This is a genomic window from Schaedlerella sp. (assembly GCF_056796775.1).
Genome location: NZ_JBQIKP010000063.1, coordinates 1 through 22,863 on the forward strand (window position 1 = coordinate 1; position 22,863 = coordinate 22,863).

Below are 22,863 nucleotides of genomic sequence, written 5' to 3' on the forward strand. Positions count from 1 at the left end.
TTTTGAACTATCCGGTGCTCCCTGTATGAAGCATGATTGATGCAGGGAACACCACAAAAATTAGTTTATTACTAAAAAAATGATTGAGACGCTACACTAGTTACAGTTCACGGCCCAACCGGCCGCGAACTGTAACGCATCCAGCCCATTAAAAAGTCGCCTGACGGCGAGGGGCTGGATGCATGCAACCGCTATTTTACCGGCCGGATGCCTTGCAGCATGGTGCAAGGCACCGTGAACAGTAACTGTTACTATTCACAGTAACATTATAATCCCAAAAAGCATTTACATTCACAGCCTTGTCTGCTATACTGAACAGGTGAATACAAATCGGATCGTGCTTTTCTGGCTGTCCGGCAATTCTGGCGTCTCGCCATATTTCACAGTAATTGCAGCCCATTGATTTCTATATTTACAGAAGAAAGGATTTTTATTTATGGTAAAAAACTTTAGACCTGAAGACAAAAATTTATGGGATGCGATCTTCAATACGATTGTGGATGTCATGCCGGAGCAGTTGTTTCCGCTCTTCAAAGAGGTGTATGGAAAGGAATATCCAAAAGGAACGCCTGTCATCCGGCTTTCTACCGTGTCCTCCACCTATCTTGAAGACCCTGACGCGCCGCCCAGTTCCCGGCGTTCCGATACGGCGATTCTGGTAAACGGAACCGACTATTATCATCTGGAATGCCAGATGCACAATGATGAGTATATGGTCATACGCATGATTACATATGACATACATTTTGCAATGCAGCATTCGACTTCCAAAGATGAACAGGAAGGCGGGTTCATTATGCGCTTCCCGAGTTCCGCAGTGATTTATCCGGAAAAGAACCGGGAGCTTCCGGAAACCCTCCGGTGCCGGATCATTTTCCAGGATGGCAGCCAACACATCTACCAGGTTCCTACCGTCAGGATTCAGTCTTATTCCATGCAGGAAATCTGTGACAAACATCTGCTGATCTTTATCCCCTACGTTCTGCTTCGGCTGCGTCCCAAGCTGAACCCGAACCGAAAGAATCCGCTGACCGAAAAGGAATTGACAGACCTGGTAGCCGAACTTGCAGAAAAAGAAGCCGAACGCGCAAAGAATGAAGCCAAACTTGTACGGCTGAAAGAAATACTGGATCAACACCATATTGTACTGACCCCATAAAAACGGATTATATGCCCCGCAGCGAGCTGATCAATCACAGCCGGCTGCGGGGTCTTTGACTTTACCTACGTTGGGTTTCAGGCATTTCCGGACAAGTACCGCTGACACTTTGCGGACCTTTCGGCAGTTACACACCCTGCCGCGGCCCCTTTTCCTCTGCCCATTCTAATCCGTCAGCCCGTAGAGTTCTCCATATTTCTTTTTAAAATGCCGGATCAGCGGTTCTGCCGACACCTCCCTGCCGCAGACTGCCTGGATGACTTCTTTCGGTTTCCGCGTGTTTCCGTACCGGTGAATCTTTTCGTTGAGCCACTTTGTGATCTCGGAAATTTTTCCTGCTGCCAGCAGTTCATCCACAGACCCAAGCTCCTGCTCAATCGTATCCAGGTACATTCCGTCGTAAATGCTCCCCAGAAGGTAAGACGGAAAATATCCGAAGGACGCGTCCGACCAGTGCACGTCCTGAAGAATCCCCTGGCTGTCATTTTCAGGGGTAATCTGCAGATATTCCTTCATTTTCTGATTCCAGAGCGCCGGAAGCTCCTCCACCGGAACCTGGTCACGGAAGATGGCCTGCTCCATCTCATAGCGCAGTATAATATGGAAGCAGTAGGTCAGCTCATCGGCTTCAATACGAATATAGCTATTTTTTACATGGTTGATCTCACGGTAAAAATCATCCAGAGAAATCTCCCGGAATTGGGGAAGCAGCTCTCCCAGCCTGTCATAAATGGGAAGCCAGAAGTTTTTATTCCGGCCCAGGATGTTTTCATAAAACCGAGACTGGCTCTCGTGGATTCCCATATAATTGCAGCTTCCCGCTACCGTCTTGTCGTATTCGGGATTGACGTTCTGGTCAAAGATCGCGTGGCCGCCCTCATGGATCGCGGAAAAGATGGCGGACAGCGGATCGTGCTCATAGTAATGGTTGGTCACCCTCACGTCCTTTGAGGAAAAGCTGGTAGTAAAGGGATGCTCCGTCTCGTCCACGGCCCCGGCGTCCCTGCGGAATCCGATATAATCCAACAGCATCCACTGTACCTTTTTCTGGGCGTCCGGGTCGGAGTACACATGAAATCTCGGGTCCTCCGGCTGGTTTTTTGCGGCAATCTTCTGAACCAGCGGGATCAGTTCCTGCTTCAGGTCTTGGAACAGCCGGTCGATGGTGGCGGAATCCATGCCTTCCTCAAATTCATCCAGCATGGCGTCGTACAGTTCTTTGCCCGGGTCGGTATAGCCCGTGATCTCCCTGCGCATGTCGATCATTTTCTTCAGATGGGGAGCATAGATGGAAAAATCCGAAGACCGCTTTGCCTCCTCCCAGGCCGTCCCGGATTCCGCCTGGGCCCGGACAAACGCCTCGTACACGTCCGCCGGAATCCGACGGTTCCGGTCAAAATCCCGTTTCATACGGCCAACGATGAACTTCCAGGTGTCGTCCAGAGCATCGTATTCCCCGGGCTCTGCCAGCTTGTCCAGCATCTCTCCCAGCTCCCCGGACGTGGACAGCACGAAACTCTCTGCCGAAAAATGTGTCAGCGCCTCAATGTGCGCGGCCTGTCCCAGCTTCGGCGCCTTCGTCCTCATATCCCAATACAACAGGTTTGTCACATGGTCATATTGCTGCATTTTTGATAAATACTGTCTGAACTCCTCAAATAATCTGCTCATCATTTTTTCATCCTTTCTTTTTTTGATTCAAACTACGGCATAATAGAATCATAACACAGTCAAAGCGCATTTGCATCAGATAAACGCTCATTTTTTGCATCCTTCAATATTTAGAAATTTCAGAATATTTTCGTTGAACGGCTGGATATCGTTGTACAAAAATCCGATTTCCCGGGGCGGAATTGGATTTGACAACGCAATTTCCATCAGCGTTCCGGCTTCTAATTCCTGTTCCACGAATTGTTTTACAACGCAGGATACCCCTATGCTCATTTTGGCAAATTCAATCAGCATATCCATTTCATTCACTTCCAGGATATGCAATGGAATGATGTTGTTTTTGGCGTAGTATCGATTGATGTGTTTACGGGATACATTATCTTGATCAAGAAGCATAATATTCGCGCATTCAAATATTTCATCATTCTTACAATTCAGCTTTTCCCTGTATGCCGGAGCGCAGACAAATGTATAGTCGATCACACCCAGGGAATGATAGACTGCCGCTCCCGCATTCTCCGGTTTTACCACCAGCGCCAGGTCAATGCCGCACGCTTCTATCATGGAATACGCCTCCGCAGAAGAGGTACAGGTGACCGCCAATTCCGTGTTCGGATATGAGCCGGAAAATGCTTTTAAATAAGGCATAAGAAAATGCTTGCACAGTACGCTGCTGGAAGCGATCCGCAAATATCCTGTATATAGCGGAAATCTGAGGCTTTTTTCTGTATCCGAAAGCATACCAAGCGCTTTTTTGGCCTGGTCGTAGAGCAGCCTTCCTTTTTCCGTAAGCTCGACACCCTTTGATTTTCTGATGAAAAGTGTGGTGTTCAGGTTTTCTTCAAGCTTTCTGATCGTAATACTAACCGCCGGCTGGGAAATATAAAGCTGTGCGGCGGCTTTGGATATGCTTTTGTTTTCAGCGACAGAGAGAAAAATTTTATACTTTGTGAGATTCTCAAATGTATCCATATCCTATCCCCATCCCATAAGTTAAATTTATGCTTTTTATAAAAATCATATATTTGAATTATATTACCACAAACCCTATAATGCAATCAAATATATGCCCAAAAGCCGAATGTACATACAGCATAGGCATCTTGCAGCGTGGGGCTGGATGCCCGCCCCATCGCCGCATTGGCCGGATCTCTCCTGCATTCCTTACAGGTTCATGGCCGTTTCATAAGCCGCCCAGATTGCGTCCATAATGTTGGTCGGCTGTTTCGCGTCGCCGATCAGATGCACATGGCCGCCCTTGATCTTTTCATACAGTCTGTTTTCCGGGATGTAGCCAACCGATACCACCACGTGATCCGCCGGAATCTCGTGCTTTACCTTCATTCCCTGGGGCCCCAGCGCAAACATCCGCTTCGCCCGGTTCGCCGTATTGGGGTAATTCTTTTCCGTCTCAACCACAACGGCAGTCCCGTTTTCATAGCTCTCGACCACTGCGTTTTTAATCACCTTTACCTGGTAATGATCCAGCAGTTCCATCAGCATATTGTAGTTTGCCGCAGACAGGCCGAATGCATTGAGAATGGTTTCCGTCATTTCCACAAGGGTGACTTTCTTGCCTTCCCTGCCCAGCATATAGGCGATCTCGCGTCCGGTCATAGCTGTGAGCTGGATAAATATTTTCGAACCCTGCTCGTGGATCCCCTCTGTCAGGTACTTCATCTCCGCCACATATTCCTCCGGAAAATTCACCGGATTCATGTAAGCTGCATTTATTTTAACACAGAATCCTTTTATTTTCCATTGACACAGAATATAATTCGGCGAATGATATTTTGTAAAATATCACCAAAACCAGATTGCAAAACATGTGAAAAACGTGATATTCTATTATAGTAACCGCAGCATCAAAAGCCGCGGGATATCCGTATAGGTGGGCAGCAGATGGAAGATTACAGCTTTTATTCGGATTCTCCCGACCAATGAGAGTAGTAATTGGCCGGGGCGCGGTATGTAATGATTGGAGGCTCAGCATTTATGAACACACAGATGAACCGGCAGAAACAGGCGCTGGCAACCAAGCAGAAGATCTTCTCCCGCGCAATTTCACTGTTTGCGCGGCAGTCTTATGAAAATGTAACCGTACAGGATATCTGTGCGGAGGCTGATGTATCCGTAGGCGCATTTTACCATCATTTTAAAAGCAAGGAAAATATTCTGGATGAAGGCTACCGCCTGTTTGACCACGAGTCCGAAGATGTCTGGAACAACGGGCATCCAGACTCCCCCAGGGAGGCAGTCCGATTTTTGATCGCCGAGCAGGCGCGTTCTATGGAAAATATGGGCGTCATGGCTGCCCTGCAGTATTTTAAAAACCAGCTTTCTTCCAGCGAAAAATATATTTTAAATCCGGATCGTTTTTTCTACCGGACACTTTACCGAATCATTGATGAAGCAGTGGCTTCCGGCATCCTGGCAGGCGATGCCGCGTTGATCACGGAGGACATCCTCGGCACGACCCGGGGACTGATCTATGACTGGTGCCTGCATGAAGGCTCCTATGTATTATCCGAAAAATCACTGCGGATCCTGGATATTTTGCTGGACCACTACCAAAAGAGGTGACTGGAAAACGCGCAAAACAGCAAACCGCCTGACGGCCTGCTGTTCTGAATCCATTACAAATGAAAGGAGAGGATCATTTATGAAGTATGTTATTCTCGGCGGCGTAGCTGCCGGAACCAAGGCGGCCGCAAAGCTGAAACGCTGCGACCGGAGCGCGGAGGTGAAAGTCTATACAAAAGGGACGGACATTTCCTATGCGGGCTGCGGGCTTCCCTACTATATCGGAGGCGATATCCCCACCCGGGAGGCACTCATCGTCAACACGCCGAAGAAGTATTCCGGATTGACCGGCGCGGAGATCTTTACCGGCTGTGAAGCGGTCTCCATCGACAGCGCGTCGAAGACAGTCTCATTGAAAAATGCTTCCGGAGAGGCATTTGCGGAAAGCTATGACAAGCTGATCATTGCCACCGGCGCGGTTCCCTTTGTACCTCCGGTGGAGGGTGTCGGCCTTCCCGGCGTTTTCTGTGTGCGCACCCCCGACGACGCGGTGTCCGCGCGAGCCTATGCGGAAGAGCAGAAATGCCGCAAAGCGGTGGTCTGCGGCGCAGGCTTTATCGGACTGGAGGTGGCGGAAAATCTGATGGCGCTTGGACTGGAGGTCACCGTCATTGACGCGGCTCCCCAGATCATGCCCAATGCCTACGATCCGGAGATGGCGGATTACGCAAAAAAGCAGCTGAAAGCGGCTGGTATGCGTGTGCTGACCTCCACCAGCCTGAACGGGATTGAAGGCAATGGAAAAGCGGAAAAGGTCCTGACCGACAACGGCCCGCTGGCGGCGGATCTCGTGATCCTGGCCATCGGTGTGCGCCCGGCCACTGCATTTCTGGCGGATTCCGGTCTGGAGATGTTCAAGGGAACCATTTTAGTGGATTCCCATATGAAGACCAATCTGTCGGATGTCTATGCGGCAGGCGACTGTGCCATGGTAAAAAATGCACTGACCGGTCAGCCCCAGTGGTCCGCCATGGGCTCCACCGCCAATCTGGCAGCCCGGGCAATGGCAAAATCGCTGAACGGAACCGGACACGGCTACGGCGGCTGCCTTGGGACCGGTGTGGTCCGCCTGCTTCCTTCTCTGAACGGAGGACGCACCGGCCTGACGGAAGCGCAGGCAAAGGAGGCCGGCTATGAGGTCACTTCGGTGATCTGCGTCGTGGACGATAAGGCCCACTACTATCCGGGCGCATCCTCATTTCTCATCAAGCTGACAGCGGAAACTTCCACGAGAAAGCTGCTGGGCCTGCAGGTTCTTGGAGCGGGCGCTGTGGATAAGCTGACAGATATCGCGGTTGTAGGAACCTCCCAGGGCATGAAGCTGGATGATTTTGATACACTGGATTTCGCGTATGCGCCTCCGTTTTCCACTGCCATCCATCCCTTTGTCACCGCATGCTATATTCTGGAAAATAAGATCGACGGGATCTTTGATTCCATGACTCCTGCCGAGTTCATCGCCGGCGCGGCCAAGGGATACACGGTCCTGGATGTGCAGCCTGCTCCGGCAATTCCGAACGCGCGCTGGATCGACCTTTCCTCCGTAAACGGGCCCATCGAAGGGCTGGAAAAGGATACTCCGCTGCTGCTCGTATGTGCCAAGGGCAAGAGAGGATATTTCCTGCAGAACCGTCTGAAAGCTTTCGGCTACACGAACACGAAGGTTCTCGAAGGCGGCGCCTTCTTCAATGAGGTAAAGGTTCCCCGCAGCGGGAGCAAGCTCTCCGCAGAAGAGATCAAGCGTGTGAAAGGACTGGGCTGCCTGCAGGATAAGCGGTATGACGATGTATTCAATGTCCGTGTCATCACCCGGAACGGGAAGCTCACGTCCGAGGAGCAGGTAAAAGTCGCGGAGGCGGCGGAAAAATTCGGCTCCGGTGAAGTCACCATGACCACCCGCCTGACGCTGGAAATCCAGGGCGTAAACTATGACAACCTGAACGCCCTCTTTGATTTCCTGGCAGAAGCCGGGCTGAAAACCGGCGGTACCGGCTCCAAGGTGCGCCCGGTGGTATCCTGCAAGGGAACGACCTGCCAGTACGGGCTGATCGATACCTTTGCGCTCTCCGAAAAGCTGCATGAGCTGTATTACATCGGATACCACGACGTATCCCTGCCTCACAAATTCAAGATTGCGGTGGGCGGATGTCCCAATAACTGCGTCAAGCCGGATCTCAATGACTTAGGCATCATCGGCCAGCGCCGGCCCGAGATCGACCTGTCCAAATGCAAGGGCTGCAAGAACTGTCAGGTTCAGAACAGCTGCCCGATCAAAGTGGCGGAACTGGACGGCGGGAAGATCCGGATCACCCCGGACAGCTGCAACCACTGCGGACGCTGTATCGGAAAATGTCCTTTCGGCGCCGTAACCGAATCCCTGACCGGCTATAAAGTCTATATCGGCGGACGCTGGGGCAAGAAGGTGGCGGAAGGCCGCTCGCTGGACAGGATCTTCACTTCCGAGGAGGAGGTCATCGACGTGGTGGAGCGGGCCATTCTGTTTTTCCGGGACGAAGGCCAGTCCGGGGAACGTTTTGCGGATACCATCGCAAGGCTGGGCTTTGAATATGTACAGGATAAGCTGCTGAACAGCAAGATTGATAAAAAACAGATATTAGAAAAGCATGTAGTGGGCGGGGCGACCTGCTGATCTGAAGCCGCGGGATCCCCTAAGTGAAGGAACCGCGATCCCTGCGCCGCAGTGGGATCGCTATACATTTATTCTCTACATAGAAGGAGCTGCCCGAAAATGACCGCATACCCGCAATAGATGGTATGCAGATGTCATTTTCGGACAGCTCTTTATTTGCTCATTTCTCTTCTGAGGTATATTCTTTTATAATCGGCGGGATCTGCGCCATCAGATTATCAATATCCTCAAACATGGCGCTCTTGGTCGTTCCCAGCCGCGACGCCTGTCGGATATGCTTCACCACGTCCTGATTCAGGCTCTTGATCTGTTCAAAGAAACCGCACAGCATATCCAGCGCATTCTTGGAATCATCAATGACACCGGAAATCTCGTTATGTACTTTCGTAGCGCCTTCCGCAGACTGGGTGATCTCATCAAACATCTCATAGGTCTCATTGACCTTCTCCAGGCTCTCTCCCAATGCCTCCTGGGAAGCGTTGATGTTCGTGTTGAGGTGTTCTGTCCCCTGCTCCACATCCTGGATGCCGGAATCCACCTCGCCGGTCAGCTCCTTGATCTCATCCGCCAGCTTTTTCACCTCGACCGCAACCACCGCAAATCCCTTCCCCTGCTCTCCAGCACGGGCCGCCTCAATGGACGCATTGAGCGCCAGAAGGTTGGTCTGCTCGGCGATAGACACGATCTTGCCCATGCACCGCTTGATCGTCTCCACCGCGGTCTGCAGATCCTCGAACGTAGTCTCCATTTCTTTAAAGTAAGAGTCCACCTGCATGGAACTGGTTTTTAACTCCTCCACGCCGCCCTGGGCGCGGACGACCGACTGGGAGATGCTCTCCTTCACTTCTGAAAATTCACCAGACACCTGTTCAATACTCATGAAGTTCTGCCCGAACTCCTGCAGCCGCCCCTGAAAGCTCTCAGCCTCCGAGAGTACATGCCCGAAGGACTGGCCGATCCGGTCCAGCTCCCACAGAGAATCCACCTCCTTCTGCACCAGCTCTGAGTGATAGTCCTTCAGGGTCTTCATCACATGCAGCACCGGATTCAGGCTTTTATCGTGTACAGGCATATTCTTTGTCTCCTGCCTGTTCTTTTTCCAAAATGCCATATTCTTTTCCCTCCTATTCAAATGCTGAAAGCGTCAAAAGGTATTTTGGCGCTTATAATACTCTTTTGACACTTGTATCATTCAAATACCACGCAGGTCATGGACTGGTTTACGAAACGGTTGTTATAATGCTCCCCGTATCCTACAAACCCTGCGTGTCTGCCCAATGCGCTCATCTCGTTCAGATATTCCTGCATGTAATGTTCCTGCGTGAACAGCAGATAACGGAACAGGCAGTTCACGGAAAATACGGCTGAAATATTTGGAAAGTCGTGTTTGATCTTGCCGATCGTATTTTTTACAATGGCCCTGTAATCCCCCAGTTCCAGCAGCAGCAGGACGTCCGAGTCGTTGACCTGCCTGAAGCAGCAAAGCGCGTCACCCTGCACCTCCTTGATCGATACGATGCAGGTGTCGTCCCCGTTCAGCTTTCCAAAGGGATTTTTAAACGTCTGTGTAGTGATATCCTTCTCCGAGATCTTGAGGATGTCCTGGTAAACCTGTCTGGCCGGACGGCCGTTGAGGGTTCCCAGTATGTATTTTGTCTTATCTGTTCCGGAGGCGATAAAGCGGTGGTTCTGCATCTGGTGATAGATATTTTCCTTATATGCTTTGACCCTGCCGTTCTGGTTCTTAATGATCCCATAGACCACGGCATCTTCATAGACTCTGCCGTTTGCAGAAACCTTGCCCGCGTCGCCGGTCCCGCCTACCAGGGAAATGTTCCTGCGCTTTAAGACGCTGTAGATGGTGGTCAGAACGCAGGCATCGTTGCCGGTGCAGAAATCGATACAAACCGTATCGCGCTCCGTACCGCTCACCGCCTTCACATCCCGCTCCAGCCGGTCGATGTATTTTACCGGCATGGCCGAAACCTCTTCGAGTACATTAGCCACGGCGCTGACCCCTTCGGAAAACGCAATGACGCCGACCCCCTTTTCTACCACTCTGGTATCATAGCTCATGCCGATACACCCGATACTCGGCACGCCCGGGAAAAGCGCCTCCAGTTCCTTCACATGCGTTTCAAACTGATCTCCGTTTGAAAGCAACATAATAAACTGCGGCCTGGTCACCCCCCGGGCCGCTTCCTTCAAGTCTCCGTGCTGGCTCATTCCAAAAAACTGTTTCATTATGCAGCATCCCTCTTTCCTGAAATAGTGATGTCCGACTCGTCAGACATATATGTGATTTATATCTTTTTATTGTGCATCCGTATTCCAGTTACACCGTACTGCAATCTCACCTGACCTTTATTGCGGGACGCTGCCTGACCGCCCGCAGATTGCAGCGGACATCTTCTGCGCAATGGCATATCCTGTCGAAATACCGGATTCTATAATCTATTATAGTTGAAATACCTATAGAACGTCAATTAAAATTTTTTTCACCTGCGGCTTCATGGAGCCAGAGCTTCTATCACTATTTTATTATCACTAAGGAGCAGTAGAAAAATATTCCAACTGTACGGCAGATTTATCTGGCGCTTAGTATAATATCTCCCGATTCCACCTTGACCGTGATCGTACCCTTCGACTTTCCTTCCAACGTATAAGCCGCCTCACCATCTCCCGAAATCTGATGTCCCGGGGCGCCGTCGGGAAGATGGATACTGCCGTACTCGCTGCGGGCATTCACGGAATATTCCGACAAATCCCGGGGGAGCCGAATCTCAACGTCACCATATTCATTTTTGCAGGACAGGTCCGCCAGTTCCTCGGCATCCAGCTCCAGGTTCCCGGATTCCAGCACAAACTCCGCCTTTTCCGCAGAAAATCCGTCCAGTTCCACGTTGCCGTAATCCACTTTCGCTGTCAGGGAATTACATGTGAAAGCGTCTGCTTTCAGGCTGCCGGATTCCAGCTCTGCCTCTGTATTTTCGACCTTGATCTGCTTCAATGTAACATTTCCATATTCATTTTTCAGGATTAAGTCCTCTGCGGTCACGGACTCCGCCTTGAGATCGCCGGATTCCATATCCAGCTCCAGATCCTGAAAGCTCACATCGCGGAGCTCCGCGTCCCCATAGCTGATCTCCAGCTTCGCGTCCCCGAAGGCCATATCCTCTGCGGAAAAGTCTCCCGAATCGTTATACACATTCAGCTGTCCCATCTCCTCTCCCTCCGGGATATACAGGTTCACCTCCGCATTCTTGATCCCGTCCTGAATGCCGAAAGTCCCGAGGTAAAAGAAATTCACAGCAAAACCGAATTGCTTCTGTCTGCCCGTATGCGTCAGGGTCAGCGTATCATCCCTCACTTCCCAGAAGGGTTCGCCGTACTCACCGTCCAGCTTATATTCCAGATAAAACTGATCATCCCGGGAAGGCAGGATCCGGATATCCGCATAGGATCCGATCCGGATATCCGTGTCGGCAAATGAATCAATCTTTGTTTTCTTCAAGGTGTACGATTTCTGTTTTGCATATGGGGATGTCACTCCATTTCCGGAAAAGGCAACGCCCGCCCGTCCGCCGAGCAGGTGGCCGACCGCCAGCAGCGCGGCGCCTACGACGATCAGGATGAGAGATACCTTGATTAGTTTATTCGTGTTTATTTTCATGTCTGCGTCCTCCTTTTATAATATTTCCCAGGGATTGTGACATCTTCCTCAGCGCCCAGCGGCACAGACGGAAGGAGCCGTATACGCACAGGATCCCGATTCCCAGCGTGACAAAACTCAACCCGATCGTCGCGATCCCATCCGTAAAGGTACGGAATGTCAGAGCAAATCCGCCTGCCAGGCCAACCGCGGCTCCCCCGACCAGGCAGACCGCCGTCAGGAAAAGGCTCCCCAATACGGCTGCTACGGTGATAACCAGCGCGAATATCACACAGAACAAAGCCAAAAGCAGAGGAAGCGCGATGGGCGCGGCGCACACGCCCAGAATTCCCACCCAGACTGCGTGGAATCCGCGCCTGACGGTTCTTGGCGGTTCCCCGATGTTCTTCTCGGCCAGATTCATGATCAGCTCCCGGGAAGCGTCCTCCGGCGCGCCCAGATCCTGGATGGCCTCCTGCTCATGTGCCGGCCCCGCTTCATTAAAGTATTCTTCAAAATATTCTATGGCCCTGTCGTAGTCCTCCTTCGGCAGGCGCCGCAGATTGTGGGAAAGTATCGTCATGTAGTCTGCTCTGGTCATTTTTCAGTTCCTCCCTTCACAATGTCATCAATAATCGTCTTGTAACGGTCCCATTCCTTCGACAGTTCTTCCTGATAATATCTGCCAGAATCCGTAATGGTATAGTACTTCCGGTTACGGCCCTGATACTGCTCGTCATAAGTCTCAACGAAATGCTGTTCCTGGAGACGGCGCAGGATCGGATAGAGCGTGGAATCCTTGGTGTTGGCTGCCCGCTTGATGATCTGGCTGATCTGGTAGCCGTAGGCGTCAGACTCCGCGATGACCGACAGGACAAGCAGGTCGAACATAGGCGCATTCAACGGAAATGTCATGATATCAGTCCTTTCTATACATTGATTTAAAATATATGTTTTTTTGAACTATATATTTTATTTGTTTATATTATATTAAGTATAATATATTTTGTCAAGAGGGATATTCTAAAGAAAATCAAAAGAAAAAAGTATCGTTGCCGCGAACAATAAAAAAGCATCTGGGCTTTTGGGCTCAGATGCTATAAGTCGGATATCCAAAATTCATTTTTTAAGCTTATCATAGAGGATCTCTTCTTTTCCTGTTGATAGAGTTACTTTTTTCTTAAAAAGTAAAGTCCACGATGCCTGATTTTTTGCATAATCCATTTTATCCTGCGGAAAAAAAGAGCGGCAGCATATCTACTCTGTCTGCTATTTTATGATACAAGTCTGACGACTGGAGCTGTTCGGCTGTTATCCGACGGCTTCTGATCGAATCAAATATTTTTTCTCTGTCACGAAACAATTCCGGTCTGTCAGTTAGATATTGAAGCCCCATTAGAATGAAAGCATTCTTTTTTACCAAAATTTATTTGCAATGAGACAGCTATTCCTTTTCTTCCCAGTATCAAATGGTATTCTTTATTCAGCAGCTTCTCAAAAGCCACCACACAATCATATACATTACGCATCCTGCTCTCTGGCACAACACCTTATTTCAACACTTTGACCGACACTCAAGTTGCCTGTCTATATTATTATACTACAACAGCCCCTATAATAGGTCAATCGCAAGTTTCATGGTTTAAACAAGGAGGTTGCTTCCTAATCTGTCTGGATTTCCAGGATCGTATCTGTTCCGGCTACATAATAGGGCGTCATCCCTGGGATATGTTTCTGAAAGGATTCCCCCTGGACGTGCGCCTGAAAGTCTTCTTTCGCCTCCCACTTGGATACAAAAACGACTTCATCCACTGTCGCCGGATCCACGCATACATCCATCATAAGGCATCCCCTGTCATGCGACGCGTCTGATGTAAATGCCTTTGCCAGAGGCAGATACGCGTCTCTGTCCTTTACCGTATTTTTTGTGATTACAAGTACCATGCTTCATCCTTCTTTCTTTTTATTTGTTTGCGAGCCCCTTGCATTCTCTCTGTAAATGCTATTGAAAAGACCTGCTGATTCCGGGGTTCCTTTACATTCATGCTTTTGTATGATACAAGTATAATCCGATTTCTGAATAAAGGATTCTCCAATTCTGTCCTTTTTCAGCGTCAAAAAATAACTTTCGTGGATTCAGAATTTCACTTGTGAAATGGTATGGTTCTAAAGCATATACACTTTTCTGACCTGCATGCTGCCTGATAGAATATTACCGTGAACAATAATAATATCCTATCAAAAATTTCACCTTGATTCATCTCATCCAGTAATTTATAATATTACACTTACAATTGACGAAATACACGCGATCAGAGAAGACCATTGCCTGAAAACCCGTGGCTTGTCCTTTGAAGAATATAAAAGACTTTTAGATGCCGAGATCGCTCCTGTGCTCCGTTTACTTTGCCAGGCGAAAAAAGCATCTGAAAAACAATGTGTATGAGTTTCTTTTGGGGCTGTTCCGTTCAGCCCCATCCTTTTCTTTATTCCCGGGTCAGCTTCCGGATCCACTTCCACGACCTGCACCGCAGAAATGCCGGCACGCACTTAAAAAACTGGTCCGCATTGAGGCACCACACCACCACTGCCGGCGATGCCTTCACCACGAATGCCATAAAAAATGACAGCGGCAGCACGATCAGCCAGATGCTGATCAGGTCCATCTTTACCACGAACATGGCGTCCCCGCCGCCCCGGATGATCCCGGTATTGGTGGGCATCTGGTAGGACATCCCCACATCCACGGCGCTTAGGATCATGAGAAACGTATTTGCCATGGCCTTGGTCTCCGGCCGCAGGTCGTACAGGCCCAGCACCGGGACGCGCAGGAAAAACAGGGCGATCCCGGAGCAGATCCCGATCCCGAGAAATAATTTCTGAAGGCGCCTGGCATACTGCTTCACCTGCTCCATATCCCCGCCGCCGATGGCCTTTCCGATCATCACTCCCGCAGCGGAAGCCGCGCCGACCGCAGTAGATTTTACCAGGAGGAACAGATTGGAAGCGGCGCTGTTTGCCGCGATCGCCGCCGCGGTCATGTGTCCCAGGATGGCCGTCTGCAAAGCCGTGTTCACCCCCCACAGACCATTTGTCACCAGGATCGGCAGAGTCACCTTGATATAATCCTTCCAGAGCAGACGGTCAAACTGGAAGAAATCCCGCACCCGCAGGCACAGATTTTTTTCGGTCTTTGCAATATAAATGATCAGCACGGCAGTCTCCAGGATCCGGGCGGTCAGTGTCCCCACCGCCGCTCCTGCCGTCCCCATCTCGGGCATGCCAAAGCGTCCGAAGATGAGCATATAATTGATGCCGCAGTTGACAAAAAATGTCATGGCCGAGAGGTACAGCGCGATCTTCACGATCTGCATGCTCCGAAGCACGGCCAGCAAAAGCTGGGTCACCGCAAAGAACAGATAGGTAAAACGGATCAGCCGCAGATATCCCGCTCCCTCTGCAATGATCGGCCCGTCCGTAGTAAACAGCCCGATCCCCTGCTCCGGAAAAAGGCTGATCAGTACAAATAAAACCACCATCACCGCCAGCCCGAGCTGCATCATCATGGCCGCGATTTTTTTCATGGGCTTTGTCTGCTGTTTTCCCCAGTACTGGCTTCCGAGGATGACCATGCCCTCCCCAAAAGCGGCCAGCAGCATCTGATACACGAACTGGATCTGATTTGCTGCCGCCACTCCCGCAAGGGAGGTCTCACTGTATGCGCCCAGCATGACATTATCCGCCAGATTAACGCTCAATGTCACCACATTCTGCAGCACCAGGGCAATATATAATGTAAAAAACCGCTTATAAAAGGAAAGTTCCTTTTGATTCATTGCTTTTTGGCTCATTGCTTCAGTATTCCTTATCAGCTTCTCACATAGAAATAATAGTTTGTAACGCTTTTCTCCCTATTATATCGTTAATTCCTTATGCTGACAACCAAAAAATCAAAATATCGTATATATTTCATAAAATAGTGTAAGTATTTCCCACAAAAGTATATTATAATATAATTATTGTAAATAAATCAGCAGCACAATATATCATAGAAGGAGGACACATGATGATTCGAAAGTATGTGTATGGAACACCATTTTCTACAGATGCTGTGACAGCGGAGGTGCCAGCCGGGGAAGGGACACCGGCCTACGGTAAAATTGATACCGGGAATGGATTTTGTTTTACTTATAAGATGGAAGAAACGGATATCGTATACGGGCTTGGGGAGGCCAGCCGGGGGCTGAACAAGCGGGGCTACTGCTATATCAGCGACTGCACGGATGACCCCAACCACACGGAGGACAAGCGTTCCCTCTACGGAGCCCACAATTTTATCGTGGTGTCCGGAAAGGAAACCTTCGGGCTGTTCTTCGACTATCCCTCCGCCATGACATTTGACATCGGATATACCAGGATGGATACGATGCAGGTGTCCTGCGCGGAGGCAGACTTGAACCTGTTCGTGATCGAAGGCGATACACCCTACGACATCGTAAAGCAGTTCCGGAAGATCATCGGCAGAAGCTATATCCCGCCGAAATACGCTTTCGGCTTTGGACAGAGCCGATGGGGCTACAAGACCAAGGAGGATTTCCGTAAGGTCGCGGACGGCTATCGGGAAAATAACATCCCGTTGGATATGGTCTATATGGATATCGACTATATGCAGGATTTTAAGGATTTCACACTGAATGAGAAAAATTTCCCGGATTTTCCGGAATTTGTACAGGAAATGAAGGACAAAAACCTTCGGCTCATCCCCATCATCGACGCGGGCGTCAAGGTGGAGGACGGCTACGACGTGTATGAGGAGGGCGTGAAGAACCGCTACTTCTGCCAGCGTGAGGACGGCAGCGACTTCGTGGCGGCGGTTTGGCCGGGGAATACCCATTTCCCGGATGTGCTCAATGACGAGGCCCGCGCGTGGTTCGGAGATAAGTACCGGATTCTAATAGATCAGGGGATTGAGGGCTTCTGGAATGATATGAATGAGCCTGCGATCTTCTACACCCCGGAGGGCATCGAAGAGCTGAAAGGGATGCTCAAAGCATTTCTGGAAAATGAAGATCATAACAGCGGGGTCAACGCGGGGACACTGGCTGTTGCTCCTACATCGGATACCAACGACAGCGCGGAAAATGAAATCGCCGGCGCTTCCATCTGGCCGCTGATGGGAAAGATCGGAGGGCTGGCAAACAGCAAGGAGGATTACCGCCGTTTTTATCATACGGTGAACGGGCAGCGGATTCGCCACGACAAGGTGCACAACCTGTTTGGGTACTATATGACCCGCGCTGCGGGCGAGGCGTTTGAACGAATTGACCCGTCGAAACGTTTCCTCATGTTCTCCCGTTCCTCCTATATTGGAATGCACCGCTACGGCGGAATCTGGATGGGCGACAACAAGTCCTGGTGGTCCCACATCCTGCTGAACCTGAAAATGCTGCCGTCTCTGAACATGTGCGGATTTTTGTATACCGGAGCGGACCTGGGCGGCTTCGGAGCGGACACCACGAGAGATCTGCTGCTGCGCTGGCTGGCGCTTGGCGTATTTACCCCGCTGATGCGGGACCATGCCGCCGCGGGAACCAGAGATCAGGAATGCTATCAGTTCGAGGATCTTGACGACTTCCGCCATGTGGTCGGAGTACGTTACCGCCTGATTCCTTATTTATACAGCGAGTATATGAAGGCCGCGCTGAATGACGATCTGTATTTCAAGCCGCTGGCGTTTGTGTATCCGGAGGATTCCATGGCCGCACAGGTGGAGGACCAGATGATGCTCGGAAATGAGGTCATGATCGCGCCGGTCTACACCCAGAACGCGCAGGGGCGTTATGTGTACCTGCCGGAGGAAATGAAGTTCGTCAAGTTCCTGCCGGGCGGATCCATTTCGGAGGAAGTCCTGGCAAAAGGGCATCATTATGTGGAGATCGCGTTGAATGAAGTGCCGCTTTTCATCCGCGGCGGGAAGTGCGTCCCGGTCGCAGATGCCGCGGAGTATGTGGACGCGCTGGATACGGAGCATCTGACCATGCTGGGATATGCTGGAGCGGAGTACACGCTTTACGAGGACGACGGTGTGGGGAAGGAGTATGAGAAGGAAGAGAATTACCGGACGCTGAGGAATGGAAATTGAAAAACTCATTTTAAGGATTGAATCAATTACAATACCTTACTTCTTGAATGTAAGACAGATCAGGATATGATTTTATACCGCAAAAAAGCTGCCGCGTCAGAGGTCATGCTCTGGTGCGGCAGTTGATTTAATTGAAACACGAAATCACTGCATTCACGCAAAAGGTATTGTATCGGCTTCATATATGAATTAAAATAAAATCAACAAACATCGTATCATATATGCCGTTTCCAACGCGGCGGAAAGGAGGCTCATATGTTAAGTTTAAGAAGGCACAAGAAAACCAGGCTCATTCAGAAAAAGGGGAACTTTGTAAATTTGCTTCGGTATATCCTTCCGGTCATTCTGATCCTTGTAATCGCTGTCTCGGCTGTCGGATGCAGGCAGAAGGACGGCGGTCCTGAGCAGCGGTCGCAGACGGCCCTGGAGCTTCTCCTCTCCTGCACCATGGAGCAGGCAGAAGATTTTGACGCGGCGATGTCCGCGGCTCTTACGGAACCAGCGGAAAGCAGCGGCATTGGACTGATATCCGGCAATGATAGCGAACTGATGAGGCATCTCACAGACCGTTTTGGCGGATTCATGACGAATGCCTGTATCGAAGACCTTACAATGAGCCGAACGATTTACCGCAGTGCTGCTTTGGCTAAAGATTTCGGTTCTGATATCAGCGCCGATGATGTGGAACTCACAAAACGCCCCGGTGAAGAGGAATGCTATGATTTCTCTGCGGAGATCACAACCTCTGCGGGGGATCCTGCCGCAAAAGCATCCGGGACCGTATTAATGGAAAAGGACGGCGCAGAGTGGAAGGCGTCTCACATCACTCTGACGTTGGATGGAATATAAACATGAAAAAATTCATTCGTATCTTATTATGCACAGCACTTTTATCCGGAGCTATGCTCCTGTCACAGGGCTGCGGAACTCGCGGGGAACACGAAGCCGCGCCGGAGGACACACGATCGGATGCCTCCCGGCAGAGCGAACTGGATTCTGACGTGTCAGACAGCAATACGGAGGATTCTGATACGACAACTGCTTACAAAAAAGAGAGTGCCTCTGATGCCGAGTCTTCGGACCATGCTGCTGGCGGCGCCGCGGATTCTTCGGCTGACCGTACATCCAGCGGGCAGTCACAGGAAGAAACCAAAGTCCCCGGTCCTGCCTGCCCTTCCTTAAACGGCGCTCTCCGTGTCGATAGCACACAGCTTGTGGACAAAAACGGCCATCCGGTACAGCTGCGTGGAATCAGCACCCACGGTCTGGCCTGGTTTCCAGATTATGTGAATGAGGACTGCTTCCGGCAGCTTCGTGAGGATTGGCAGGCAAATGTAATCCGCCTTGCCATGTATACCGCTGAGTACGGCGGCTATTGTACGGGCGGAGACCGGGAAGCTCTGAAAAAATTGATCCATGACGGAGTATCCTTTGCCGAGCGGCAGGATCTGTATGCGATCATTGACTGGCACATCCTGTCTGATTCCAACCCCAATATGTACCTGGAGGAAGCGAAAGCATTTTTCGGGGAAATGGTGGAAAAATATGCAGAATCAGACCATGTCCTGTACGAGATCTGCAATGAGCCGAACGGCGGCACCTCCTGGGGAGAGATCAAAGCGTATGCCGAGCAGGTGATTTCCGTCATCCGCGCTCAGGATGAGGATGCAGTGATCCTGGTCGGAACTCCGAACTGGTCACAGTATATAGACCAGGCGGCTGCGGATCCCATAGCAAGCTATGAAAATATCATGTATACGCTTCACTTTTATGCCGCAACCCACACCGACGACCTGCGCGGGAAGCTGATCGGATCTGTAGAAAGCGGACTTCCGGTCTTTGTATCGGAGTATGGGATCTGTGACGCAAGCGGAAACGGCGCCATTGACACAGCGCAGGCAGATCTGTGGATAGAAACTTTAGATAAATATGGGATAAGTTACATCGCATGGAATCTTTCTAATAAGGATGAAACTTCGGCGATGCTGAAAAGCGGCTGCGGGAAAACCAGCGGGTTTACCCAGGAGGATCTCAGCGAATCCGGGAGATGGGTGTATCGGATGCTGAGGAAATACAAGGGTGAGATCGGAATACTCTTTGGCGACAGCACAAGGCTTGCAATGTTGGTTGAATAGATTGAGAGCATTGCATTTTCATATATTCTTTTCAGCAGTCAAAGTTAATCCTCCGATAAAACAATTCCCTGATCTTTCCCAGCTCCTTCGTCTGCCCCAGAGCCCACATCAGCTTCGCGCTGATGGCCTCCAGCGTCATGTTGCCCGCTTCCAGGATCAGCGGGTGGTTGTGGTAGATGTGGCCCACCTCGTATACGCTGAAATCGCATCCCTCCTCCGGAACCTGCGTAGTAATAACCAGGATCTTTCCGGAATGAATCCAGTCGAAGATCGCCTCCTCGTAGGAACGGTCAAAATTGGGAATCCCTCCCAGCCCGTATGCTTCCAGAATGATGCCCTGGTACTGCTCCTTGAGCAGCCTGAAAAAGTCCGGCGTCATGCCTGGAATCAGTTTTATGGATAAAATATTTCCTTCCAGATGATCGTAGAAGCGAACCGGCCCGAAAGGCTTATCCGCAGGAAATACACGGATGATCTCCTCGTCCTGAAACCGCGCCAGAAGCGGAAAGTTCATACTGGTGAACCCGTCAAAGCTCCGGGTTTTCTGCTTGCGGCTTCTTGTGCCGGCTATGACCCTGCCGCCGAACACGACGCTGACATCACAAGACCCGCTGTCCAGGGCATACAAAATACTTTGATAAAGGTTGATCTTCGCGTCCGTATAAGGGTGGGACATGGGCTTTTGCGAGCCGGTGATCACGATCGGCTTCGGGCTGTTCTGAATCAGATAGGACAGGGCCGCCGCTGTATAATCCAGGGTATCTGTGCCGTGGAGCACGACAAAGCCGTCATATGTATCATAATTTTCCGCAATCGCCTTTTGAATCGCCATCCATCCGTCAGGCTTCATGTTGGTGCTGTCAATGTTCATGAGCTGCAGGACATGAAGCCTGCAGTCCTCCGGCAGACCTGCGATCTGAGAGATCAGATCATCTCCAGTGGAAGTCGGGGAAAGCCCCTTCTTTGTCTTGTTGGAAGCGATGGTTCCGCCGGTGGCGATTATGAGTAAATTTTTCTGCATTTGTGTGGTTAACCTCTTTTCCATGCTGCAATTACATCCAGGCCGTCATCCTATTTTTACTTCTGTGCAGCCGTATCCTGTAAGCGGCACAGTATCCGCGTCTGAATCTTTCCTGTAGTCTCCACGGACACAGGAACCGTACAAAAAGCTGTGCTGATGCAATTTTACGTCTGCTGACGCATCTGCACAGATCGAATCATTTTCGTTATCAGTATACTCTTTATTCCTTACTTTAACAACCGTCTAATCCGCTTCTTCATGAATAAAATTTTGCTATCTAATAAATGAGGAGGTTTTGTTATGAATATTCGTCCATGCGCAGCAATCCGCCAGAACTACAACGAGATTGCCGATCTGTGCAGAAAGACTGCAGAGCCGATTTCCCTTACCAAGAACGGCGGGGGAGATTTAGTCGTTATGGATATTGAAACTTATAACCGCAGAGAGAAATCACGACCTCCATACGTTCTCTCTGTCAAATGCCGCAGCGTTTTCCGTTTTTTGAAGAATTGTATACAATTGACTCTTGATGTGATTCAAATCAAATACCTGTCTTTCGCCAACTCCTGAAGCGCTTCATAATCTTTGATCCTATATCCTTCTTCATTTTTTTCCAGTACGCCCATATCCACAAACCCGCTTAATATCATCAGAAAATGCCTGTAGCCGATTCCGAGAAAAAGCGGAACTTCCCTTAATTCCCGAAGAGTTTCATTTTTGCTTTTCAAGGATAAGATGTACTATACGCCGAAACAACGGCACTAAGAATAATGATACACCAACCTAGTTTTTTCTTATCCATTTTCAATCACCTCCCCTAGCAAATTTCATCTATACTTACCTCACAATTACTATTTCCCAAGCAAAAACTTAATTATATTCTTGTTGCAGAATCCAATAAATCTTCTTTCCCTTTATACTTCCAAATATAATGAAAACAGCAGTAATGATCAGAACCCCAAATAACTGTTTATCAAATTTTTCATAGATAATCCCATACAACCACACACCAATGGGAAGGGCACAATTATTAATAGTCGCAAAAATTGCCATTACCCGCCCCAGCATATTCTGTGGACTGACTTTTTGAATTCCTGAAACAATATATGTTCCTGCTATACTCGCCAGAAAAATAATCGCTCCTGCTGATAGAGTTAATATAAAATAAGTTTTCTTAGCAGAATTATGTTTTAAAATCATTAGTGAAACTGGAATCATTGCTAAGCCCATACCAATAAATAATTTATATATATTCTTAATTTGAAATTTTCCTGTAATAGCTGCCGCTACAAATCCCCCAGCTATACCCAATATTCCAAGAAACACCTGCACGCCTCCGTTCCAAACAGAATCAAGTTCCAATTTCACACTTATAATATATGGGACTCCTATGGACAAAAAAGGCTGAATCAAGAACATGAAAAATGCATTTAACAGCATAACTGCCCCTATATGTTGCTTTTCTTTCAAAATCAACCTTAAAGTATCCTTAAAATCATATTTAAAAACATCTACCATACTATCATAACAATGTTGAATCTGTAATGGTATAGTTAAGTGCAATTCAACACTAGCAGCTAATAAAAAACATACCGTACACAGGAACATGATATAATGAAAATATTCTTTTCCAAATATGCTATAAAAAATCCCTGCCAAAAATGGTGCTAAAAGCCCTGATAATGAAGTTATTTGATTCACTATTGCATTTGCCTTTGTAAGATTCTCATTGGTTTGAATCAATGGTACACTAGTGTAGCGTCTCAATCATTTTTTTAGTAATAAACTAATTTTTGTGGTGTTCCCTGCATCAATCATGCTTCATACAGGGAGCACCGGATAGTTCAAAA

20 protein-coding genes are annotated in these 22,863 nt (G+C 49.4%); 7 read left to right on the forward strand and 13 right to left on the reverse strand.

Features of this window, described 5'->3' with window-relative positions; all coding sequences use genetic code 11:
• Window positions 1-436: 436 nt before the first annotated feature.
• On the forward strand, window positions 437-1,159 hold the full coding sequence (locus ACTOY7_RS19285) for a hypothetical protein (protein ID WP_482671369.1): 723 nt from the start codon (window positions 437-439) through the stop codon (window positions 1,157-1,159).
• A 165-nt stretch (window positions 1,160-1,324) separates the two neighbouring features.
• On the opposite strand, the gene ACTOY7_RS19290 is transcribed toward ACTOY7_RS19285, so the two are convergent.
• From ACTOY7_RS19290 to ACTOY7_RS19300, 3 genes are all read right to left on the reverse strand, one after another.
• Window positions 1,325-2,830, reverse strand: coding sequence for a carboxypeptidase M32 (locus ACTOY7_RS19290; RefSeq protein WP_482671371.1), 1,506 nt, complete (start codon window positions 2,828-2,830; stop codon window positions 1,325-1,327).
• An 87-nt stretch (window positions 2,831-2,917) separates the two neighbouring features.
• The gene (locus ACTOY7_RS19295; RefSeq protein ID WP_482671368.1) at window positions 2,918-3,802 is read right to left on the reverse strand and encodes a LysR family transcriptional regulator; all 885 of its coding nucleotides are present in this window, start codon (window positions 3,800-3,802) and stop codon (window positions 2,918-2,920) included.
• A 192-nt stretch (window positions 3,803-3,994) separates the two neighbouring features.
• Complete coding sequence (locus tag ACTOY7_RS19300; RefSeq protein WP_300885159.1) at window positions 3,995-4,510, reverse strand: FAD-dependent oxidoreductase; 516 nt, start codon at window positions 4,508-4,510, stop codon at window positions 3,995-3,997.
• A 315-nt stretch (window positions 4,511-4,825) separates the two neighbouring features.
• On the opposite strand from ACTOY7_RS19300, the gene ACTOY7_RS19305 reads away from it, so the two are divergent.
• Together ACTOY7_RS19305 and ACTOY7_RS19310 are read left to right on the forward strand one after the other, a co-directional pair.
• Window positions 4,826-5,413 (forward strand): TetR/AcrR family transcriptional regulator, encoded by a 588-nt coding sequence (locus tag ACTOY7_RS19305; RefSeq protein WP_482671367.1) that lies wholly within the window; start codon window positions 4,826-4,828, stop codon window positions 5,411-5,413.
• A gap of 79 nt (window positions 5,414-5,492) precedes the next feature.
• Window positions 5,493-8,063: an FAD-dependent oxidoreductase gene (locus ACTOY7_RS19310; protein ID WP_482671366.1), complete on the forward strand. Its 2,571-nt coding sequence runs from the start codon at window positions 5,493-5,495 to the stop codon at window positions 8,061-8,063.
• Window positions 8,064-8,223: 160 nt separating this feature from the next.
• On the opposite strand, the gene ACTOY7_RS19315 is transcribed toward ACTOY7_RS19310, so the two are convergent.
• From ACTOY7_RS19315 to ACTOY7_RS19345, 7 genes are all read right to left on the reverse strand, one after another.
• Window positions 8,224-9,174, reverse strand: a complete 951-nt coding sequence (locus ACTOY7_RS19315) for a methyl-accepting chemotaxis protein (protein WP_160282297.1) — start codon at window positions 9,172-9,174, stop codon at window positions 8,224-8,226.
• Between the two features lie 77 nt (window positions 9,175-9,251).
• Window positions 9,252-10,307, reverse strand: coding sequence for an FIST signal transduction protein (locus ACTOY7_RS19320; protein WP_300823780.1), 1,056 nt, complete (start codon window positions 10,305-10,307; stop codon window positions 9,252-9,254).
• Window positions 10,308-10,650: 343 nt separating this feature from the next.
• Window positions 10,651-11,736, reverse strand: coding sequence for a DUF4097 family beta strand repeat-containing protein (locus ACTOY7_RS19325; RefSeq protein ID WP_300823779.1), 1,086 nt, complete (start codon window positions 11,734-11,736; stop codon window positions 10,651-10,653).
• Window positions 11,717-12,316: a DUF1700 domain-containing protein gene (locus ACTOY7_RS19330; protein WP_160282294.1), complete on the reverse strand. Its 600-nt coding sequence runs from the start codon at window positions 12,314-12,316 to the stop codon at window positions 11,717-11,719. Before ACTOY7_RS19330 ends, ACTOY7_RS19325 begins: the two co-directional genes overlap by 20 nt.
• Window positions 12,313-12,630: a PadR family transcriptional regulator gene (locus tag ACTOY7_RS19335; protein WP_160282293.1), complete on the reverse strand. Its 318-nt coding sequence runs from the start codon at window positions 12,628-12,630 to the stop codon at window positions 12,313-12,315. The genes ACTOY7_RS19330 and ACTOY7_RS19335 overlap by 4 nt, the downstream gene beginning before the upstream one ends.
• 747 nt (window positions 12,631-13,377) lie before the next feature.
• Window positions 13,378-13,659 carry a putative quinol monooxygenase gene (locus ACTOY7_RS19340; protein ID WP_160282292.1) on the reverse strand — a complete coding sequence of 94 codons (282 nt, stop codon included), beginning with the start codon at window positions 13,657-13,659 and terminating at the stop codon, window positions 13,378-13,380.
• A 542-nt stretch (window positions 13,660-14,201) separates the two neighbouring features.
• Window positions 14,202-15,566, reverse strand: coding sequence for an MATE family efflux transporter (locus tag ACTOY7_RS19345; RefSeq protein ID WP_482671365.1), 1,365 nt, complete (start codon window positions 15,564-15,566; stop codon window positions 14,202-14,204).
• Between the two features lie 215 nt (window positions 15,567-15,781).
• Here ACTOY7_RS19345 and ACTOY7_RS19350 point away from each other — a divergent pair, with 215 nt between their 5' ends.
• The 3 genes from ACTOY7_RS19350 to ACTOY7_RS19360 all read left to right on the forward strand — a co-directional run bounded on the left by ACTOY7_RS19350 (window position 15,782) and on the right by ACTOY7_RS19360 (window position 19,992).
• A complete protein-coding gene (locus ACTOY7_RS19350) occupies window positions 15,782-17,857 on the forward strand; it encodes a TIM-barrel domain-containing protein (RefSeq protein ID WP_482671370.1) in 2,076 nt (691 codons plus the stop codon).
• 255 nt (window positions 17,858-18,112) lie between these two features.
• Entirely contained in the window at window positions 18,113-18,706 is a 594-nt protein-coding gene (locus ACTOY7_RS19355) for a hypothetical protein (RefSeq protein ID WP_482671364.1), read from the forward strand.
• 2 nt (window positions 18,707-18,708) lie between these two features.
• Window positions 18,709-19,992, forward strand: a complete 1,284-nt coding sequence (locus tag ACTOY7_RS19360; protein WP_482671363.1) for a glycoside hydrolase family 5 protein — start codon at window positions 18,709-18,711, stop codon at window positions 19,990-19,992.
• Between the two features lie 31 nt (window positions 19,993-20,023).
• Here ACTOY7_RS19360 and ACTOY7_RS19365 read toward each other — a convergent pair whose 3' ends face one another.
• Entirely contained in the window at window positions 20,024-21,013 is a 990-nt protein-coding gene (locus tag ACTOY7_RS19365) for an asparaginase (RefSeq protein WP_160282290.1), read from the reverse strand.
• Between the two features lie 45 nt (window positions 21,014-21,058).
• On the reverse strand, window positions 21,059-21,175 hold the full coding sequence (locus tag ACTOY7_RS19370) for a nucleotidyltransferase domain-containing protein (RefSeq protein WP_482672331.1): 117 nt from the start codon (window positions 21,173-21,175) through the stop codon (window positions 21,059-21,061).
• A 138-nt stretch (window positions 21,176-21,313) separates the two neighbouring features.
• Here ACTOY7_RS19370 and ACTOY7_RS19375 point away from each other — a divergent pair, with 138 nt between their 5' ends.
• Window positions 21,314-21,583: a type II toxin-antitoxin system Phd/YefM family antitoxin gene (locus tag ACTOY7_RS19375; protein ID WP_300885903.1), complete on the forward strand. Its 270-nt coding sequence runs from the start codon at window positions 21,314-21,316 to the stop codon at window positions 21,581-21,583.
• Window positions 21,584-21,883: 300 nt separating this feature from the next.
• On the opposite strand, the gene ACTOY7_RS19380 is transcribed toward ACTOY7_RS19375, so the two are convergent.
• The gene (locus ACTOY7_RS19380) at window positions 21,884-22,780 is read right to left on the reverse strand and encodes an MFS transporter (protein WP_482672332.1); all 897 of its coding nucleotides are present in this window, start codon (window positions 22,778-22,780) and stop codon (window positions 21,884-21,886) included.
• Window positions 22,781-22,863: the final 83 nt, after the last annotated feature.

Excerpts from the sequence above, each read along its gene's own strand:
- ACTOY7_RS19285 (WP_482671369.1), top strand. The coding sequence starts at position 437 with ATGGTAAAAAACTTTAGACCTGAAGACAAAAATTTATGGGATGCGATC.
- ACTOY7_RS19290 (WP_482671371.1), bottom strand. The coding sequence starts at position 2,830 with ATGAGCAGATTATTTGAGGAGTTCAGACAGTATTTATCAAAAATGCAG.
- ACTOY7_RS19295 (WP_482671368.1), bottom strand. The coding sequence starts at position 3,802 with ATGGATACATTTGAGAATCTCACAAAGTATAAAATTTTTCTCTCTGTC.
- ACTOY7_RS19300 (WP_300885159.1), bottom strand. The coding sequence starts at position 4,510 with ATGAAGTACCTGACAGAGGGGATCCACGAGCAGGGTTCGAAAATATTT.
- ACTOY7_RS19305 (WP_482671367.1), top strand. The coding sequence starts at position 4,826 with ATGAACACACAGATGAACCGGCAGAAACAGGCGCTGGCAACCAAGCAG.
- ACTOY7_RS19310 (WP_482671366.1), top strand. The coding sequence starts at position 5,493 with ATGAAGTATGTTATTCTCGGCGGCGTAGCTGCCGGAACCAAGGCGGCC.
- ACTOY7_RS19315 (WP_160282297.1), bottom strand. The coding sequence starts at position 9,174 with ATGGCATTTTGGAAAAAGAACAGGCAGGAGACAAAGAATATGCCTGTA.
- ACTOY7_RS19320 (WP_300823780.1), bottom strand. The coding sequence starts at position 10,307 with ATGAAACAGTTTTTTGGAATGAGCCAGCACGGAGACTTGAAGGAAGCG.
- ACTOY7_RS19325 (WP_300823779.1), bottom strand. The coding sequence starts at position 11,736 with ATGAAAATAAACACGAATAAACTAATCAAGGTATCTCTCATCCTGATC.
- ACTOY7_RS19330 (WP_160282294.1), bottom strand. The coding sequence starts at position 12,316 with ATGACCAGAGCAGACTACATGACGATACTTTCCCACAATCTGCGGCGC.
- ACTOY7_RS19335 (WP_160282293.1), bottom strand. The coding sequence starts at position 12,630 with ATGACATTTCCGTTGAATGCGCCTATGTTCGACCTGCTTGTCCTGTCG.
- ACTOY7_RS19340 (WP_160282292.1), bottom strand. The coding sequence starts at position 13,659 with ATGGTACTTGTAATCACAAAAAATACGGTAAAGGACAGAGACGCGTAT.
- ACTOY7_RS19345 (WP_482671365.1), bottom strand. The coding sequence starts at position 15,566 with ATGAGCCAAAAAGCAATGAATCAAAAGGAACTTTCCTTTTATAAGCGG.
- ACTOY7_RS19350 (WP_482671370.1), top strand. The coding sequence starts at position 15,782 with ATGATTCGAAAGTATGTGTATGGAACACCATTTTCTACAGATGCTGTG.
- ACTOY7_RS19355 (WP_482671364.1), top strand. The coding sequence starts at position 18,113 with ATGTTAAGTTTAAGAAGGCACAAGAAAACCAGGCTCATTCAGAAAAAG.
- ACTOY7_RS19360 (WP_482671363.1), top strand. The coding sequence starts at position 18,709 with ATGAAAAAATTCATTCGTATCTTATTATGCACAGCACTTTTATCCGGA.
- ACTOY7_RS19365 (WP_160282290.1), bottom strand. The coding sequence starts at position 21,013 with ATGCAGAAAAATTTACTCATAATCGCCACCGGCGGAACCATCGCTTCC.
- ACTOY7_RS19375 (WP_300885903.1), top strand. The coding sequence starts at position 21,314 with ATGAATATTCGTCCATGCGCAGCAATCCGCCAGAACTACAACGAGATT.